The sequence below is a fragment of the Microbacterium sp. 1154 genome (genome assembly GCF_031455375.1).
GTDB lineage: Bacteria > Actinomycetota > Actinomycetes > Actinomycetales > Microbacteriaceae > Microbacterium.
Window position 1 is genome coordinate 1,930,585 of sequence record NZ_JAVDSN010000001.1, and the last position, 15,855, is coordinate 1,946,439.

A 15,855-nucleotide genomic window follows, 5' to 3' on the forward strand; every position below is an offset into this window, starting at 1 on the left:
CGCGGGATGAGCAGACCGGCGGCACCCGTTCGAGCGGGTGCCGCCGGTCTTCTTGTCCGCGCGCAGCGGGTCGTCCGCATCGCACGGGGGTGCGCGAACGGCATCCACCTCCCAGAAGGAGGGGCGGTATCTGCGAAGATGCCGTCATGCGTGGACCCGTGTGGGCAATGGTGACGGCCGGTATCGGTGTGCTGATGATCGGGATGCTCGTGGCGTGGGGCACGGCCTACGGGATGTGGCTCGATGAGATCGGCCCGTTCATCGACGACGCCGGCTCCGCTCCCGCAGCCCCGACGATCGTGCTCCCGGGGCTGGTGGTGCTGCTCGCCGTCGTCCTCATCATCGGCGGTGTCGTCACCGCGGTGACGACCGGACCGGAGCGAACCGCGCACGGGCGCTGAGCCGTCCCGCGCGCTCTCACCGGACGCGGTCGCTGACGAAACGACGTACGCCCGCGTTCTGACCGTCGGTGTCCGCTACAGGGCTGTGCGGTCCGCGCGCGTCAGCGAGAAGCGGGATGCCAGGATTCCGGCGATCAACGCCCCCGCACCGCCGGCGATCATGTCGCCGATGGTGTCGTCGTAGGTAACGAAGATCGCGTCTGTGATGAAGCGGTAGCCGAACCACTCCACCATCTCCCAGAATGCGCTCAGCGCGAGCCCGGCGACCGTCGCGACGACGATCGGGGTGCGTCGGAGACCGGTGGGGACGATCACGCGGGCATCGTCGAGGAGCACGAGGGCGATCGCGGTGAGCACTCCCGTGCACGAGAGGTGCACCACGAGATCCCACCCCGTCCAGGCGCGGTACAGATCGATGACGTTGCTGCCCGCGGCCACGAACACCGTGACGCAGGTGACGAGGTCGAGACCCGAACGCAGACCGAGCATGCGCGAGAGCATCACCGCGGGCAACGACATCGACAGCACGGCGAAGTCCGTGAACGGCAGGGTGAACAGCGACACGATCACGACGGCGATCGCCACCGCTCGCACGGCGTCCGCCAGCCAGTCCGTCGCACTGCGCGGCGGGCGCTTCAGGTTCGCGTACATCGTTCCGATCACGGCGACCTCGGGGGATGGATGCGCACCACGGCCTGCACCGGAAGGTGATCGCTCGGCCACTGCGTACCGGTCGGCCGCGGGTCGATGCCCACCGCACGCACCCCCACGTCGGGCGTCGCGAGCAGGGCGTCGATGCGGCGAGCGCCGACCCGGGGTGAGGCGTAGTTGTTGAAGGTGCCCCACTCGGCGGTGCGGCGGGCCGGGGCGTACGACCACGTGTCGACGAGCAGGCCGTCGGCGAACATGCCCGCCAGCTCGCTCGAGCGCACGTGGGCGTTGACGTCGGCGGTGAACAGCAGCGGGCGTTCGCGTCCGGCGGCGAGGTCATGCAGCCACGTCGCCGACCGACGGCGGGCACGGCGCGAGAACGCATCGAAGTGCGTGTTCACGAACGTGAAGCGGGCGTCGGTCGCACGATCACGCAGCTGCGCGATGACGGCGATCCGCGGGATCGTGTTGCCCCAGCCGGTCGATGCGGGTACGTCGGGGGTGTCGGACAGAGCCACCTGCTCCCAGCTCTCGACCTCGATGCGCTCGCGGTCGTAGAAAAGCGGTGTGCCCTCGCCGTCACGGCGCGGCCCGCGTCCGAGGCCGATGCGGCCGTACCCCGAGCCGAGCGAGGCCTGCACCCACTGCGCCTGATCGGGCATCGCCTCCTGGGTGCCCAGGAGGTGCGGCTTGTTGGCGCCGAGGAACGTGCGCAGACGCTCCTTGCGCATAGGCCACCGGTCCGCGGGCGGCCACGTGATCCGGTCGAAGCGACGACGGATGTTGAAGCTCATCACGTGCAGCTCGGGCGGCTCGACGTTCGGGAACAGGATGCCGGTCACGAGCGACCCCGCAGCCGGCGTCGAACCCATCGTGCCGGGGGAATGTCGGCCGGCCAGTGGGCGAAGACCGTACCGGCCCCGCGCCGGAAGCACCGCGCGAAGCGGCGCGGCTCGACCGTGCGTGACGAGACGCGCATGTGCGCGCCGGGTACCCGTGCGATGCGGTGCCGGCGGCCCAGGTGATAGGCGAGGTCGAGGTCGTCGTGCAGCTCGGGATCCAGGTGCACCTCGTCGCGGACGTCCTCCCACGCGCGACGGCGGAATCCCATGTTCGACCCCCACAGCGGTGTGTGCCCGAGCGCCGGGGTCGCGAAGGTGGCGTACGTGCCGAGGAAGAGCCGGGCCATCGCCACACGCTGTCGCGCGGGTCCGTCGTGGAACACGGCCCCGCCGGTCACGGCATCCACGGTCGGATCCTGAAGAGCGTCGACCATGCGCTCCGCCCAATCCGGGGCGGGGATGCTGTCGGCGTCGAGGCGGAGGACGAGCTCGCCGCGGGCCGCGTCGTATCCGGCCCTGGCGGCGGCGGGGATGCCGCGCTCGCCGCAGAACACCACGCGGGCGCCCGCGGCGCGGGCGATCTCTGCGCTGTCGTCGGTCGAGCCGTTGTCGACGACGACGATTTCGGTCGGGGGGAGGGTCTGCGCGGCGAGCGCGCGCAGGCAACGCCAGAGGTGCGCGCCGTCGTCCCGGCAGGGGATGACGACGGAGACGGTGACGGCCGACGTGGCGGGGCCTTGGGGCACGCTTCCTCCCGGGGACGAGTGCTTCCACGCTAGGTGATGCGCCACCGGCGTTTCCCGGCTTGACGTCGGCGTCGTCGGCCGACACCGCGCACCTTTCGTATCGTGGATGCCATGGCATCCGTCCTGAACGTCTCGGCGTACCTGTTCACGCGCATCGATGACCCCGCGTCCGTGCGGACGGTCCTGCGCGAACGTGCCGGCGGGGCCGGATTGCGCGGGACGATCCTGTTGGCGGAGGAGGGCATCAACCTGTTCCTCGCCGGGGCGGAAGGCGCGGTGCGCGGGTTCCTCTCCGAGCTGCGCGCCGACGAGCGGTTCGCGACGCTGAGAGCCAAGGAGAGCTGGTCGGACGCGGTGCCTTTCGGCAAACTCCTCGTCAAGGTCAAGCGCGAGATCATCCGCATGGACCGCCCCGAGGTGCGCCCTCAGGACGGTCGTGCGCCAGCGGTCACTCCCGACACCCTGCGCCGTTGGCTCGACCGCGGCGCGGACGACGAGGGCCGCGAGGTCGTGCTCGTCGACACGCGCAACGCGTTCGAGGTCGACTACGGCACGTTCGCCGGCGCGAAGGACTGGCGCATCGACCGCTTCACCCAGTTCCCGGATGCCGCAGACTCCCATCGCTCCGAGCTCGAGGGCAAGACCGTGGTGAGCTTCTGCACCGGCGGCATCCGCTGCGAGAAGGCCGCCCTGCACCTGCGCGCCGAGGGGGTCGAGGCCTACCAGCTCGAGGGCGGGATCCTCGGGTGGTTCGAGGCGCAGGGGGACGCGCACTGGAACGGCGACTGCTTCGTCTTCGACGGGCGCGAAGCCCTCGACCCCGCGCTCGCCGCGAGGGTCGGGGCCTGACGTGCTCTGGGACCAGCACTCCTGCGTCGAGCTCGTCGAGACCGCCGACCTCGGAGACCTGCGGCGCTACCGCGGGGCCGGGGGCGGCTACGTCTCGGTCAACGTCGGCTACGCCCCGCACGCGCCCGAGCTGACGGCATCCCTCCTCCGCTCCTTCCGCGCCCAGGTCGAGGCGATCGACGGGCTCGAGCTGGCCTCCACGGTGGCGGACATCGACCGGATCTCGGCCCGGGGCGACACCGCGGTCGCCTTCGACCTCGAAGACAGCGGTCCGCTCGGCGGAGAGCTCGATGCCGTGGCCGCCCTCGTCGCGCAGGGGGTGCGCACCCTCGGCCCGACCTACAACCACGCCAACCGCGCGGGCGGCGGGTGCCTCGACGCAGTCGACGACGGGCTCACCGCGTGGGGCCGCGACCTCGTAGCCGAGATGAACGCGCGGGGGATGGTTCCCGACGGCTCGCACGTCGGCGCCCGCACGACGTTCGACATGTGCGCGGTGTCGACCCGGCCGGTGGTCTTCAGCCACTCGAACATGCGCTCCGTGTGGGAGCACCCGCGCAACATCACCGACGACCAGGCCCGCGCGGCGGCCGCGACCGGGGGAGTGGTGGGTATCACCGGTGTGGGCATCTTCCTCGGCCCGAACACCCCGACCCTCGAGGCGATGACCCGCCACCTCGAGTACGCGGTCGAGGTCGTCGGCATCGACCACGTCGGCGTCAGTACCGACTTCTCCTTCGACTGGGAGACCTTCCGCGACGAGATCGTCCGCATGCCCGAGCTGTACGACGCGAGCTACACCCGGTGGGGACCCATGGAGTGGATGCCGCCCGAGACCTTCGTGCTCCTCGGTTCGGCGCTCGCCGCGCGAGGATGGAACGACACCGACGTCGCCGCGGTCCTCGGCGGGAACTTCCGCCGCGTCGCGGCCGAGAGCTGGGAGCCCCTGTCATGACCGAGCTGAAAGACGGCGCCGTCCTCCGCCCCGCCCGCGCGGGAGACGAAGGCGGCATCCTCGCCTGTATCCAGGCTCTCGCCGACTACGAACGCGAACCGGATGCCGTGCACAACACCGCCGAGATGATCGCCGCGACGCTGTTCGGCGACGACCCCCGCGCGTTCGCGTTCGTGGTCGAGAGCGAGGGCGAGATACGCGCTATCGCGATCTGGTTCCTCACCTACTCGACCTGGACCGGTCGCCACGGCATCTGGCTCGAAGACCTCTACGTGCACGAGCAGTACCGCTCGAACGGCTACGGCGTCGCCCTGCTGGCCGCGCTCGCCGCGGAGTGCCTCGAGAAGGGGTACCCACGTCTCGAGTGGACCGTGCTCGACTGGAACGAGCCCGCGATCGGCTTCTACCGCGCGCTCGGTGCCGAGGCGATGGAGGAGTGGACGACCCGGCGCGTGACCGGCGAGGCGCTGACCGCGCTGGCGGCCCGTACCTAGCGGGCGGTATAGGGCCCCGGGCGCCGCCTCCCGGGGGCGATCGCCCCCATCGACGGGTGCAGCCCCGAGCGGGCGAGCGCACCCCGGCGACCGCTACCGCGCCAGGTCCGCGAGCACCGCCTCCGCCGCCCGCTGGCCCGACACCAGCGCGCCCTGGATCGAGGCGGTGTCGCGGTGATCGCCCGCGACGTACCGGCCGTCGTCCAAGCGGACGGGGCGGCGCAGACGCAGGGGCGGGTCCTGCGCGGGCAGGGCGGCGGCGATGTCGTCGCGGCGCAGCAGGCGCCAGGGCCGGGTGTCGGCATCCCAGATCTCGGACAGCTGTCGACGGATGCCGTCCTCCGACGCCTCCGTCGGCATCACGCAGGTGGCCTGGATGAGGTGATGGCCGCGCGGGGCGTAGGTCGGGGCGGTGTTCGTCATGACGGCAGTGTTGGCGATCGGTCCGTGTCGGCGGCCGTCCACGCGGAGCGCCGCATCGGCCGTCGGGGCTTCCTCGGCCGCGAACCACCAGGTCTGCAGGCCGCGCCGGCGGGGAAGGGGGACGTCGAGGGCGGGATCGAGCCCCGTGGCGATGATCACGGTTCGCGCCGTCACCGCCTCGTGCCCCTCGATGCCCACGTGCCACCCGCGCGCCCGGTGCCGGGTCGAGACCACTCGGTGTCTCAGGCGGATGCCGGCTCCCGCGCGACGGGCGGAGTCGGCGAGGTGCGCGGGAAGGGCGCCGATCCCCGCGGCGGGGACCCCGGGACGCCCGAGAGCGAAGCTGCGCACCAGCAAGCGCACGAAGGCGTCGCTCGTCTCCTGCCGATCGTCGGCGATGACGCCGGAGAGGAAGGGCTCGAGCACCGCGTCGCGGAGGGGACCGCGCAGGCCCGCGCGATCCCAGCCCTCGTCCAGCGCGACACCGCCTCTTTTCGCGGCCCGAGCCGATATCAGCGTGGGCCCGACCCAGCGAGCGAGGGCGGTGACGTCGGCCGGACGCAAAAGGCCGCTGCGCAACGTCTCGCCGACCGAGCCGGGATGACGCAGCGGGTGCGAAAGACGCGCGAGCCGATCCTCGAACCGCACGCCGACCGCCACCGGGAAGCGCCGGAGCGAAAGGGCGTCGATGTCCACCCAGCGCCGCACGGCCGGATACGCCGGATTCAGCACGTGGAACCCCAGGTCGAGGCGGAACCCGTCGACGATGTCGGTGCGCTCGCGCCCGCCCACCGCGTCGTTCGCCTCCAACACGACGACATCGCGCCCGGCCTCGGCCAGTCGCGTGGCGGCCCGGAGTCCCGCGAGGCCGGCGCCCACCACGATGACGTCGTAATCGCTCATGGGAGCGAGCCTAGGCAGCGTCCCCGGCGACCGGCCGGGGGTTGCGGGGCGACCGGCGTCACCTGTTGTTCACCTTGTCGAGGCAGGGTGTTCCGATGGCCCCCGTCACGATCCTCTTCGTCTGCGTCCACAACGCCGGGCGCTCGCAGATGGCCGCGGGTTACGCCCGCGCGCTGGGCGGCGACCGCGTCCGGGTCCTGTCCGGCGGCAGCGCACCGGGAGAGACCCTCAACCCGGTGGCCGTGGCCGCGATGGCCGAGGAGGACATCGACATCAGCGCCGAGGTGCCGCAGCTGCTGCTGACCGACGACGTCCGCGCCTCCGACGCGGTCATCACGATGGGGTGCGGCGACGCGTGCCCGATCTTCCCGGGGAAGCGCTACGAGGACTGGGAACTCACCGACCCGGCGGGGAGAGGCCTCGACGAGGTCCGTCCCATCCGCGACGACATCCGGGGACGCGTGCAACGCCTGCTCGACGACCTGCTCGCATGACGGAGGCCCGGATGCCATGGCATCCGGGCCCGTCGAGAACGCTTAAGCGGAGGCTTCCTCGCGCTTGGGCAGCACCCAGCCGGGCCGCACGAAGTGGCACGTGTAGCCGTTGGGGATGCGGATCAGGTAGTCCTGGTGCTCGGGCTCGGCCTCCCAGAACGGAGCCTCGGGCTCGATCGTGGTGACGGCCTTCGCGGGCCAGATGCCCGACGCATCGACATCGGCGATCGTGTCGCGCGCGACCTTCTCCTGCTCGGGCGACAGGGGAAAGATCGCCGAGCGGTAGCTCGTGCCGACGTCGTTGCCCTGACGGTTCAGGGTCGACGGGTCGTGGATCTGGAAGAAGAACGCCAGGATGTCGCGGTACGACGTCTGCGTCGGGTCGAAGACGATCTCGACGGCCTCCGCGTGGCCGGGGTGGTTGCGGTAGGTCGCGTGGTCGTTCTGGCCGCCCGTGTAGCCGACGCGCGTGTCGAGCACGCCGGGCTGGCGGCGGATGAGGTCCTCGACGCCCCAGAAGCAGCCGCCCGCGAGGACGGCGGTCTCGGTGCCGGGGCGGCGGGTGATCTCGCCGGTGTCGGAAGGTCCGCTGGTCATGGTGTGGCTCCTTTTGCGGTTGACGCTTCTGCGGGTGAGGAAAGAAAAGAGGTTCATGAGGCTCGGCTCTCGCGGAACAGGGGGAGGTACGCGCCGTACCCCTGGGCCTCGAGCTCGCTGACGGGCACGAAACGCATCGCCGCCGAGTTCATGCAGTATCTCAGCCCGCCGGCATCCCGCGGGCCGTCGTCGAAAAGGTGCCCGAGGTGGCTGTCGGCTCCGGCGGAGCGCACCTCGGTGCGCGTCATCCAGAGGGTGCGATCGGTCTTCTCCACGACGGCGGCGTCGTCGATGGGCTTGGTGAAGCTCGGCCACCCCGAACCGCTCTCGAACTTGTCGGCCGACGAGAACAGCGGCTGTCCCGATACGACATCGACGTAGATGCCGTCCTCGTGGTTGTCCCAGTACTCGTTGCGGAACGGCGGCTCGGTGGCGTCGTCCTGCGTGACGGCGAACTGGCGGTTCGTCAGACGGCTCAGGGCCTCCGACGTCTTCCGGTACTCCGTGCTCACGGTTCGTGTCCTCTCGTCGCGACGCCCCGGTGCGGGCGTCTTTCTAGAGAACGCCCTCCCCGTCGTTTTTGGTCCCGCGGGGCTGGGAGCGGCCTGTGAGTTCTCCCGGACGCCGGATGCCGAGGGCAAGCCCCCGGGTTCTCATCGGTGCCCGCGTTAGCGTGGCGACACCGACCAGGAGGTACGTATGACCCGCACGATCGTCATCACCGGCGCCAGCGACGGCATCGGCGCCGCGTCCGCGAAGCAGCTCGCCCAGCTCGGCGAGGAGGTGGTCGTCGTGGGGCGAAACCCCGAGAAGACCGCTCGCGTGGCGCGCACGCTCGGGGTGGAGTCGTTCGTGGCGGACTTCAGCGAGCTGTCGCAGGTGCGCGAGCTCGCGGCATCCCTTCTCGAGCGCTACCCGCGCATCGACGTGCTCGCGAACAACGCGGGCGGGGTGTTCGGCGAGCGCACGCTCACCGCGGACGGCTACGAGACGACGTTCCAGGTGAACCACCTCGCGCCGTTCCTCCTCACGAATCTGTTGCGCGAGCGCCTCGTGGAGTCGCGCGCGTCGGTCATCCAGACCTCGAGCGCCGCGGCGAAGCTGTTCCCCCGGTTCGACATCGATGATCTGCAGGGCGAGCACCGGTACTCCTCGACCACGGCGTACGGCAACGCGAAGCTCGCCAACGTGCTGTTCACCAAGGAGCTCAACCGCCGGTTCGGAGACGCGGGGCTCTCGGCGGTCGCCTTCCACCCCGGCGTGATCGCCTCGAACTTCGGCTCGACCAGTGACGGGCCGTGGAAGTTCCTCTACAGCGGGCCGCTCGCTCAGCGCCTGATGACCTCGACCTCGGTCGGCGGGGCGCGCCTCACCTGGCTCGCGCTCGGCAAGCCGGGCGTCGACTGGACCCCCGGCGGCTTCTACTCGAACAACAAGCCGGCGAGGACGAGCCGCCTGGCCGACGACCCGGTGGTCGCGCGGCAGCTCTGGGAGCGCAGCGAGGTGCTGGTCGGTCTCGACGGCTGACCCGCTTGCGGGTGCCCCGCGTCGTCGCAGCGCGGGAGTCATGACGCATGATGGGGCAGTGAACCGCACCGATCGTCTCTACGGCCTGGTCGAGGAGCTGCGCGCCGTCTCGCCGCGGCCGCGGAGTGCGCGCCGTCTCGCGGAGCGGTTCGAGGTGTCAATGCGGACCATCGAGAGGGATCTGGCGGCGCTGCAAGCATCGGGCGTGCCGATCTGGGCGGAGCCGGGCCGGACCGGTGGCTACGTCATCGATGCCTCCGCGACCCTGGGACCGGCGGGATTCACTCTCGACGAGGCCCTCGCGGTGCTCATCGGGCTCGGTACTCTCCAGCGCGGCCCGTTCCGGCATTCGGCCCGGACGGCGATGCGGAAGGTGCTGGCCGTCATGCCGGAGGACGACGCGGCACGTGCCCGCGCGCTCGCCTCACGCGTGCATCTGTTGGAGACCGAGGGCGACGCCGCGGTGCCGTCCGAGTTCGCCGCGGCCCTTCGCGCGGATCGCGTCGTGAGCCTTCGATACGAGGACGCGAGCGGGGTGGAGTCCACCCGCGAGGTCGAGCCCTTGGGATCGATCGGCAAGGACGGGCAGTGGTACCTCGTCGCCTGGTGCCGCCTGCGAGACGGGGTCCGTGCGTTTCGAGGAGACCGGATGCGCTCGATCGAGGTGACGCAGGAGCGTCCCCCTCGACGCGCCCTCCGCGCCGCGGACCTCGACATCCGGTACGGGCGATTGCGTTCGATCGTCGAGGACTGAAGGTCGCGGGGATCCGCGAAACACCGACAGGACGGTGTCGCGACGCCGCGTGAGGCTGGAGCCCTCATCTCGTCCGCCCCACCGAAGGAATGCCATGTCGTTCACCTCCCTCCGCATCGTCACCGACGACCTCGACGCTGTTGTCGCCTTTTACGAGCGGATCACCGGCCAGCAGGCCGAACGCCCCGCTCCCGTCTTCGCGCAGTTCCGCGGCTCCGGCACGAACCTCGCGATCGCGAGCACCGCCACCGTCGCGATGCTCCACGGGGCTGTCGCCCCCGCGACGAACCGGTCGGTCCTCCTCGAGTTCGAGGTCGCCGATGTCGACGCCGAATTCGCGAGGCTGCGGATGAGCGACGACGACGTGGTGCTCGAACCCACCACCATGCCGTGGGGCAACCGGTCGGCGCTCGTCCGCGATCCCGACGGCAATGTCGTGAACCTGTTCAGCAGGCCCGCGGCGAGCTAACGACGGGGCCGTCCGAGCGGTGTGGTGTCTGCCGGCGCGGGCGGTTACTCAGGCGCCGGAACGCGGCGGGCTGACGCTCCACCCGAAGCGATCCAGCGCAGCGGCGAGGCGTCGAGCTTGCGCCCACGCGATCTCACCCGACACATCCGAGTACACGTCGATGGCGAAGGGCGGCGGATCGGCGAACTTGGGGATCTCGACCTCTGCCCACGCGTGCGGGGCGAGCCAGACGCGCGGACGGGTGGTTCCGGCACCCTCCACTCCGCCGTCGGCGGCGAACGCGATCGCGTCGAGGGCGTCGATCTTGGTGATCGGCATGTTCACCACGAGCGTCACGGCGTGCAGTTGATCCGGCATCGGGATCCTCCCTCCTTCATCCTCACACGCGTCATGGACGCGCGGGCCGTCGGATTTCCCGCCCGTTCGTCGTCCATAGCCTGCTCATAGATTCGGTGAGGGTGGGGACAGGGACGCCCGGTCATCCTCGGTTCACGACACCCGCCTCGACCGATGGAGCAGAACATGAGCAGAATCCCTGACACCCAGATGACCTCCGACGGCCCCGCCTACGAGGGCCGTCTCCTCGACCGCGCCGACGAACCCGTCGTCGACCAGGGCGCGCCCTTCGACATCCGCACGCTCGTGTCGCGCCGCGGCATCCTGGGCCTCGTCGTACTCGGAGCCGGCACCGCCACGCTCGCGGCGTGCAGCCCCGCCGCCTCCGGAACGCCCACGGCGAGCGCGACGGCGACGCCCTCGGCATCCGCGACACCCACCGCGACGCCCAGCGCGACGGCGTCCGGCGCAGCTGCGGCGCTGCCCGCCGGTGAGATCCCCGACGAGACCGCCGGTCCCTACCCGGGCGACGGATCCAACGGCGTCGACGTCCTGGAGCAGTCCGGGATCGTCCGCGGCGATCTGCGCTCGAGTCTCGACGGTGGGGCGACGGCCGCGGGCGTGCCCATGACGTTGAACCTCACGATCTTCGACACCGCCAACGGTGATGTGCCGTTCGCCGGGGCCGCCGTGTACGTCTGGCACTGCGACGCCGAGGGCCGCTACTCCATGTACTCCTCCGGCATCGAGAACGAGACGTATCTGCGAGGGGTGCAGGTCGTTGGCTCCGACGGTGTCGTGTCCTTCACCTCGATCTTCCCCGCGTGCTACGACGGTCGCTGGCCGCATATCCACTTCGAGGTCTATCCGAACGTGGATGCCATCACCGACTCCACCAACGCCATCGCGACGTCGCAGGTCGCCCTGCCCGAACAGACGTGCGCCATCGTCTACGCGGACACGAGCACGTATCCGTCCTCGGCATCGAACCTCTCGCGCGTCTCGCTCGACGGCGACAACGTGTTCGGCGACGACGGGGGAGCGCTCGAGCTCGCCACCACCTCCGGAGACAACTCGGCCGGCTGGACCGTCTCGCTCGGCGTACGCGTCGACACGACCACCGCTCCGACCGCGGGCGCCGCTCCCGGCGGCCGCGGCTGACCCGAAAGGACCCTTCCCATGCTGCAGAATCTCACCGGCTGGCACGCCCTCATCGTGCTGGCGGTCATCGTCCTCGTCTTCGGAGCGGCCAAGCTTCCCGCCCTCGCCCGCAGTCTCGGCCAGTCCGTGCGTATCCTCAAGACCGAGGTCGCCGAGTCCCGGACCGAGTTGCCGGATGCCCCCGCCGATGAGACCGCGGACCCCGCGTCCCGCGAACGCCCCTCGGCATCCGCTCCCGTGGTCCTCTCCCCGCCGAGCCGGTCATGACCGCCGCCGCTGCTCCCACCGCCCCGCCGTCTCGACCCGAGGCGGCGCGATCGGCCCCCCTGCCCGTCGCCGCCCACCTCGACGAGGCGACGCGACGAGCGGTGCGGGCGGCGGTCGCCCTCGCCATCTGCGCCCTGGCCGGCTGGTTCCTCTACGAGCCGGTGATGGACCTGGTCCGCGCGCCGATCGCGCAGATCGCGGTCGAGCGCAACGCCAGCCTCAACTTCGAGAGCGTCACCGGCGCCTTCGACCTGCGCCTGCGGGTCGCTCTCGTCGCAGGGCTCGTGTTGTCGAGCCCCGTCTGGCTCTACCAGCTGTTCGCCTTCGTGCTTCCCGGCCTCACCCGGCGAGAGCGGCGGTACGTCCTGGGGTCGGTGAGTGCTGCGGCTCCGCTGTTCGTGGCCGGCTGCGCGAGTGGACTGCTGCTCTTCCCGCACATGGTGTCGGTGCTGGCCGGGTTCGCCTCCAGCGAGGACTCCACGATCCTCGACGCCGGCGCCTATATCGACTTCGTCCTGAAGATCGTCGTCGCCACGGGCATCGCCTTCGTGTCGCCGGTCGTGCTGGTGGTGCTGAACCTCGCCGGAATCGTCTCCGCGCGCACGCTGGCGCGCAGCTGGAGGTACGCGGTGGTCGCCATCGTGCTGTTCAGTGCCCTCGCGACGCCGTCGGCCGACGTGATGTCGATGTTCCTGGTCGCCGTCCCGATGACCGCCCTGTACGCCGCAGCGCTCGCGATCGCAGCCCTGCACGATCGCGCTCGCGCTCGGTCGGCGCGTGTTCTCGCCCCCGAGGAAGCGTCATGTTCGGCCTGACCGTCGAGAAGCTGCTCCTGGTGGGGCTTATCGCCGCCGTCCTCATCGGTCCGCGACGTCTTCCCGGGGTGGTCGCGCGACTCGCGGCCGGCGTCGCGGGGCTGCGCCGGACGGTGGATGCCGCTCGGCACCGCGCCGCGACCGAACTCGGGGTGCCCGCCGACACGGCCGAGTGGCGCGCCCTCGACCCCCGGCGATACGACCCGCGCCGCATCATCGCCGAAGCTCTTGCGGAGCCTCCGGTCTCGGCATCCGCCGCCCTTCCGGCCGCACAGAAGCGCCCCGCGGGCGAGGGCGCGACCGCCGGTGCCGCCCCCTCGGGGCCCGGGAGCGTTGCGATGCGCCGCGTCCGGGTCGGGAGCTCCGCCCACCCGCGCTGGATCGAGGTGCCCGTCGAGGCGACGACCGAGGACGCCGAGCCCGACGCGGGCGCGGTCTCCACCGACGATTCGACCGCGCGGGTCGCCACGACGGCTTAGCCTCGACGCATGTCTTCTCCCCGCGCACAGCTCGAGGACCTCCTCGCACGGGGCCTCGGCGACGTCTCCCCGGCGTTGCAGGCGCTACCCGTCGAGGGCGAGTCGCGCGCGGCGGCGGTGCTGATCCTCTTCGGCGTGCTCGACGGGGTGCCCAGCCGCCGGACATCGAGCTCCGTACCGAGCGATCTCGACGTGCTCCTTCTCGCACGAGCGAGCACCTTGCGCGCCCACCCGGGGCAGGTCGCCTTTCCCGGCGGCCGGGTCGATGTCGAAGACGCGGATGCCGTGGCGGCGGCGCTGCGCGAAGCGCGGGAGGAGACGGGGCTCGACCCTGCCGGGGTCGAGGTGCTGGGGACGCTCGAGAGCGTGCCCCTGGCGTTCTCGCGTCACGAGGTGACCCCGGTGCTGGGGTGGTGGACGCGCCCGACGCCGGTGCGCGCGGTCGACGCCTCCGAATCAGCGGACGTGTTCCGCGTCGCGGTCGCCGACCTGCTCGACCCCGATCGGCGGGGCGTGACCGTGATCCGCCGTGATGGCCGGGAGTGGCGCGGCCCCGCGTTCTCGCTCCAGACGCCGCGCGGACCGCAGACCGTCTGGGGGTTCACCGCCATGCTGCTCGACGGCCTGTTCGACCGTCTCGGCTGGACCGAACCCTGGAACGACGAGCGCGAGATCGCTCTTCCCGTGCCGCGGTCGGTCGACCGCGTCTAGCGCGTCGCGCCGACTTCGTCATCCGCGGCGTGGCGGAGGACGCGGGTCGCTAGCGTGGAACCCGTGACTGCGCCTATCGACCCCACCTCCACCTCCGCCTGGTCCCGCCTCCGCGCCCTGCGCGAGGACTTCACTCCCGATCTGCGCGGCTGGTTCGCCGCCGACGCCGATCGCACCAGTGATCTCACCCGCACCCTCGGCGACCTCCACGTCGACCTGTCGAAGAACCTCGTCACCCCCGAGGTGCTCGACGCCCTGGTCGCGCTCGCCGAAGAGACCGGCGTGCGTGAACGCTTCGCCGACATGCTCCGCGGCGTCCACCTCAACACGAGCGAGGACCGCGCCGTCCTGCACACCGCCCTGCGGCGTCCGGCCGGTGCCGAGCCGGCGCTGGTCGTCGACGGCCAGCAGGTCGACCACGACGTCCACGAGGTGCTCGATCGCGTGAGCGCCTTCGCCGACCGCGTGCGGTCGGGTCAGTGGCGCGGGGTCACCGGCAAGAAGGTCACCACCGTCGTGAACATCGGCATCGGCGGCAGCGACCTCGGCCCCGTCATGGTCTACGAGGCACTCCTGCCGTACGCCGACGCCGGTATCCGTGCGCGCTTCGTGTCGAACATCGACCCCACCGACATCGCGCAGAAGACCGCCGACCTCGACCCCGAGACCACGTTGTTCATCGTGGCGTCGAAGACGTTCACCACCCTCGAGACCCTCACCAACGCCCGTCTCGCTCGCGACTGGCTCTGGGCGCAGCTCGCCGAGAAGGGCGCGATCGACGACTCGGATGCCGCGCGCACCGACGCCGTGGCCCACCACTTCGTCGCGGTGTCCACCGCCCTCGACAAGGTCTCGGACTTCGGCATCGATCCCGCGAACGCCTTCGGCTTCTGGGACTGGGTGGGCGGTCGGTACTCCGTCGACTCCGCGATCGGGCTGTCGCTGGCCATCGCCCTCGGACCCGACGTCTTCCGCGACCTGCTCGCCGGTTTCCACACGGTCGACGAGCACGTGGCATCCACCCCGATCGAGCAGAACGTGCCCGTGCTCATGGGACTGCTGAACGTCTGGTACACGAACTTCCTCGGCGCCCAGTCGCACGCCGTGCTGCCGTACGCGCAGCAGCTGCACCGCTTCGCTGCGTACCTCCAGCAGCTGACCATGGAATCCAACGGAAAGTCCGTCCGGTGGGACGGCACCCCGGTCACGACCGATACGGGCGAGGTGTTCTGGGGTGAGCCGGGGACGAACGGCCAGCACGCCTTCTACCAGCTCATCCACCAGGGCACGCGGCTCATCCCGGCCGACTTCATCGCCTTCGTGAACCCGGCCTACCCCCGCGCCGACGACGGGCGCGACGTGCACGGGCTGTTCCTGGCGAACTTCCTCGCGCAGACCAAGGCGCTGGCGTTCGGCAAGACCGCAGAAGAGGTGGAGGCGGAGGGAACCACCGGAGCTCTCGTCGCGGCGCGGACGTTCCCCGGCAACCGTCCGACGACGTCGATCTTCGCGCCGTCGCTCACGCCCTCGGTGCTCGGTCAGCTGATCGCCCTCTACGAGCACATCACCTTCACGCAGGGCACGATCTGGGGCATCAACTCCTTCGACCAGTGGGGCGTCGAACTCGGCAAGCAGCTCGCGCTGCAGATCGCTCCCGCGATCGAGGGCGACGACCAGGCTCTGGCCGCCCAGGACTCCTCGACCCGCGCGCTGCTGGACTACTACCGGGCGCACCGCGGCTGACCCGCAGAACGCAGGGCGACGGCCGGATCCGTCGCCGGGGGCCGATTCGGCGAGATTTTTCTCCGCCGAATCGGCCTTCTTCTGTCCCCGCTGCGAAGCTCAGCAGGAGTTGAGGTGTCCCGGAAGAGATAGATGGAGAGAAATGCCTGGTGATAACGGTATTCGTGCCGCACTTGCGTGCCCGCGAAGGAGAAGCGTCATCGCCGGCCGAGCCCCTTCGCGCCGGCGTGTACGGACG

General features: G+C 70.9%; 21 protein-coding genes. 14 read left to right on the plus strand and 7 right to left on the minus strand.

Going from position 1 to position 15,855, the window contains the following annotated elements; genetic code table 11:
* Nucleotides 1-146: 146 nt before the first annotated feature.
* The gene (locus J2X55_RS09015) at nt 147-401 is read left to right on the plus strand and encodes a hypothetical protein (RefSeq protein WP_147302449.1); all 255 of its coding nucleotides are present in this window, start codon (nt 147-149) and stop codon (nt 399-401) included.
* Between the two features lie 75 nt (nt 402-476).
* Here J2X55_RS09015 and J2X55_RS09020 read toward each other — a convergent pair whose 3' ends face one another.
* The 3 genes from J2X55_RS09020 to J2X55_RS09030 are packed head-to-tail and all read right to left on the minus strand — an operon-like array spanning nt 477 to nt 2,640.
* Complete coding sequence (locus J2X55_RS09020) at nt 477-1,064, minus strand: hypothetical protein (protein ID WP_115920629.1); 588 nt, start codon at nt 1,062-1,064, stop codon at nt 477-479.
* Nucleotides 1,061-1,894 carry an endonuclease/exonuclease/phosphatase family protein gene (locus tag J2X55_RS09025; RefSeq protein WP_181906561.1) on the minus strand — a complete coding sequence of 278 codons (834 nt, stop codon included), beginning with the start codon at nt 1,892-1,894 and terminating at the stop codon, nt 1,061-1,063. Before J2X55_RS09025 ends, J2X55_RS09020 begins: the two co-directional genes overlap by 4 nt.
* The gene (locus J2X55_RS09030; RefSeq protein ID WP_309822956.1) at nt 1,891-2,640 is read right to left on the minus strand and encodes a glycosyltransferase family 2 protein; all 750 of its coding nucleotides are present in this window, start codon (nt 2,638-2,640) and stop codon (nt 1,891-1,893) included. Before J2X55_RS09030 ends, J2X55_RS09025 begins: the two co-directional genes overlap by 4 nt.
* A 111-nt stretch (nt 2,641-2,751) precedes the next feature.
* Here J2X55_RS09030 and J2X55_RS09035 point away from each other — a divergent pair, with 111 nt between their 5' ends.
* The 3 genes from J2X55_RS09035 to J2X55_RS09045 are packed head-to-tail and all read left to right on the plus strand — an operon-like array spanning nt 2,752 to nt 4,938.
* Entirely contained in the window at nt 2,752-3,489 is a 738-nt protein-coding gene (locus tag J2X55_RS09035; RefSeq protein WP_309822958.1) for a sulfurtransferase, read from the plus strand.
* Between the two features lies 1 nt (nt 3,490).
* Complete coding sequence (locus J2X55_RS09040) at nt 3,491-4,444, plus strand: membrane dipeptidase (protein ID WP_309822960.1); 954 nt, start codon at nt 3,491-3,493, stop codon at nt 4,442-4,444.
* A complete protein-coding gene (locus J2X55_RS09045) occupies nt 4,441-4,938 on the plus strand; it encodes a GNAT family N-acetyltransferase (RefSeq protein WP_309822961.1) in 498 nt (165 codons plus the stop codon). Before J2X55_RS09040 ends, J2X55_RS09045 begins: the two co-directional genes overlap by 4 nt.
* A 93-nt stretch (nt 4,939-5,031) precedes the next feature.
* Here J2X55_RS09045 and J2X55_RS09050 read toward each other — a convergent pair whose 3' ends face one another.
* Nucleotides 5,032-6,264, minus strand: coding sequence for an NAD(P)/FAD-dependent oxidoreductase (locus tag J2X55_RS09050; protein WP_309822963.1), 1,233 nt, complete (start codon nt 6,262-6,264; stop codon nt 5,032-5,034).
* A 95-nt stretch (nt 6,265-6,359) separates the two neighbouring features.
* Between J2X55_RS09050 and J2X55_RS09055 the strand changes: the two genes are divergently transcribed.
* The gene (locus tag J2X55_RS09055; protein WP_115920643.1) at nt 6,360-6,758 is read left to right on the plus strand and encodes an arsenate reductase ArsC; all 399 of its coding nucleotides are present in this window, start codon (nt 6,360-6,362) and stop codon (nt 6,756-6,758) included.
* A gap of 42 nt (nt 6,759-6,800) precedes the next feature.
* Here J2X55_RS09055 and msrA read toward each other — a convergent pair whose 3' ends face one another.
* Both msrA and msrB read right to left on the minus strand, forming a co-directional pair.
* On the minus strand, nt 6,801-7,355 hold the full coding sequence (msrA, locus tag J2X55_RS09060; RefSeq protein ID WP_309822965.1) for a peptide-methionine (S)-S-oxide reductase MsrA: 555 nt from the start codon (nt 7,353-7,355) through the stop codon (nt 6,801-6,803).
* A 53-nt stretch (nt 7,356-7,408) separates the two neighbouring features.
* On the minus strand, nt 7,409-7,867 hold the full coding sequence (gene msrB, locus J2X55_RS09065; RefSeq protein ID WP_309822966.1) for a peptide-methionine (R)-S-oxide reductase MsrB: 459 nt from the start codon (nt 7,865-7,867) through the stop codon (nt 7,409-7,411).
* A 187-nt stretch (nt 7,868-8,054) separates the two neighbouring features.
* Between msrB and J2X55_RS09070 the strand changes: the two genes are divergently transcribed.
* From J2X55_RS09070 to J2X55_RS09080, 3 genes are all read left to right on the plus strand, one after another.
* A complete protein-coding gene (locus tag J2X55_RS09070; RefSeq protein ID WP_309822967.1) occupies nt 8,055-8,882 on the plus strand; it encodes an SDR family NAD(P)-dependent oxidoreductase in 828 nt (275 codons plus the stop codon).
* Nucleotides 8,883-8,940: 58 nt separating this feature from the next.
* Nucleotides 8,941-9,636, plus strand: coding sequence for a YafY family protein (locus tag J2X55_RS09075; protein ID WP_115920651.1), 696 nt, complete (start codon nt 8,941-8,943; stop codon nt 9,634-9,636).
* Nucleotides 9,637-9,730: 94 nt separating this feature from the next.
* Nucleotides 9,731-10,105: a VOC family protein gene (locus tag J2X55_RS09080; protein WP_309822972.1), complete on the plus strand. Its 375-nt coding sequence runs from the start codon at nt 9,731-9,733 to the stop codon at nt 10,103-10,105.
* Between the two features lie 48 nt (nt 10,106-10,153).
* Here the strand turns inward: J2X55_RS09080 and J2X55_RS09085 are convergent, their stop codons facing one another.
* Nucleotides 10,154-10,462 (minus strand): hypothetical protein, encoded by a 309-nt coding sequence (locus J2X55_RS09085; protein ID WP_309822975.1) that lies wholly within the window; start codon nt 10,460-10,462, stop codon nt 10,154-10,156.
* Between the two features lie 165 nt (nt 10,463-10,627).
* On the opposite strand from J2X55_RS09085, the gene J2X55_RS09090 reads away from it, so the two are divergent.
* From J2X55_RS09090 to pgi, 6 genes are all read left to right on the plus strand, one after another.
* Nucleotides 10,628-11,602, plus strand: a complete 975-nt coding sequence (locus tag J2X55_RS09090) for a 3,4-dioxygenase subunit beta (RefSeq protein WP_309822977.1) — start codon at nt 10,628-10,630, stop codon at nt 11,600-11,602.
* An 18-nt stretch (nt 11,603-11,620) separates the two neighbouring features.
* Nucleotides 11,621-11,869 carry a twin-arginine translocase TatA/TatE family subunit gene (gene tatA, locus J2X55_RS09095; RefSeq protein ID WP_309822979.1) on the plus strand — a complete coding sequence of 83 codons (249 nt, stop codon included), beginning with the start codon at nt 11,621-11,623 and terminating at the stop codon, nt 11,867-11,869.
* Complete coding sequence (gene tatC / locus J2X55_RS09100; RefSeq protein WP_309822980.1) at nt 11,866-12,684, plus strand: twin-arginine translocase subunit TatC; 819 nt, start codon at nt 11,866-11,868, stop codon at nt 12,682-12,684. The genes tatA and tatC overlap by 4 nt, the downstream gene beginning before the upstream one ends.
* On the plus strand, nt 12,672-13,163 hold the full coding sequence (locus J2X55_RS09105) for a Sec-independent protein translocase TatB (protein ID WP_309822981.1): 492 nt from the start codon (nt 12,672-12,674) through the stop codon (nt 13,161-13,163). The genes tatC and J2X55_RS09105 overlap by 13 nt, the downstream gene beginning before the upstream one ends.
* A gap of 9 nt (nt 13,164-13,172) precedes the next feature.
* Nucleotides 13,173-13,874, plus strand: a complete 702-nt coding sequence (locus J2X55_RS09110; protein ID WP_309822982.1) for a CoA pyrophosphatase — start codon at nt 13,173-13,175, stop codon at nt 13,872-13,874.
* A 63-nt stretch (nt 13,875-13,937) separates the two neighbouring features.
* Complete coding sequence (gene pgi, locus J2X55_RS09115) at nt 13,938-15,617, plus strand: glucose-6-phosphate isomerase (RefSeq protein WP_309822983.1); 1,680 nt, start codon at nt 13,938-13,940, stop codon at nt 15,615-15,617.
* The last annotated feature ends 238 nt before the right edge of the window (nt 15,618-15,855 follow it).

Bases quoted from the DNA above. Each gene is read 5' to 3' on its own strand.
- J2X55_RS09015 (WP_147302449.1), top strand. From the start codon at position 147: ATGCGTGGACCCGTGTGGGCAATGGTGACGGCCGGTATCGGTGTGCTG.
- J2X55_RS09035 (WP_309822958.1), top strand. From the start codon at position 2,752: ATGGCATCCGTCCTGAACGTCTCGGCGTACCTGTTCACGCGCATCGAT.
- J2X55_RS09045 (WP_309822961.1), top strand. From the start codon at position 4,441: ATGACCGAGCTGAAAGACGGCGCCGTCCTCCGCCCCGCCCGCGCGGGA.
- J2X55_RS09050 (WP_309822963.1), bottom strand. From the start codon at position 6,264: ATGAGCGATTACGACGTCATCGTGGTGGGCGCCGGCCTCGCGGGACTC.
- J2X55_RS09055 (WP_115920643.1), top strand. From the start codon at position 6,360: ATGGCCCCCGTCACGATCCTCTTCGTCTGCGTCCACAACGCCGGGCGC.
- msrA (WP_309822965.1), bottom strand. From the start codon at position 7,355: ATGACCAGCGGACCTTCCGACACCGGCGAGATCACCCGCCGCCCCGGC.
- J2X55_RS09070 (WP_309822967.1), top strand. From the start codon at position 8,055: ATGACCCGCACGATCGTCATCACCGGCGCCAGCGACGGCATCGGCGCC.
- J2X55_RS09080 (WP_309822972.1), top strand. From the start codon at position 9,731: ATGTCGTTCACCTCCCTCCGCATCGTCACCGACGACCTCGACGCTGTT.
- J2X55_RS09085 (WP_309822975.1), bottom strand. From the start codon at position 10,462: ATGCCGGATCAACTGCACGCCGTGACGCTCGTGGTGAACATGCCGATC.
- J2X55_RS09090 (WP_309822977.1), top strand. From the start codon at position 10,628: ATGAGCAGAATCCCTGACACCCAGATGACCTCCGACGGCCCCGCCTAC.
- tatA (WP_309822979.1), top strand. From the start codon at position 11,621: ATGCTGCAGAATCTCACCGGCTGGCACGCCCTCATCGTGCTGGCGGTC.
- tatC (WP_309822980.1), top strand. From the start codon at position 11,866: ATGACCGCCGCCGCTGCTCCCACCGCCCCGCCGTCTCGACCCGAGGCG.
- J2X55_RS09105 (WP_309822981.1), top strand. From the start codon at position 12,672: ATGTTCGGCCTGACCGTCGAGAAGCTGCTCCTGGTGGGGCTTATCGCC.
- J2X55_RS09110 (WP_309822982.1), top strand. From the start codon at position 13,173: ATGTCTTCTCCCCGCGCACAGCTCGAGGACCTCCTCGCACGGGGCCTC.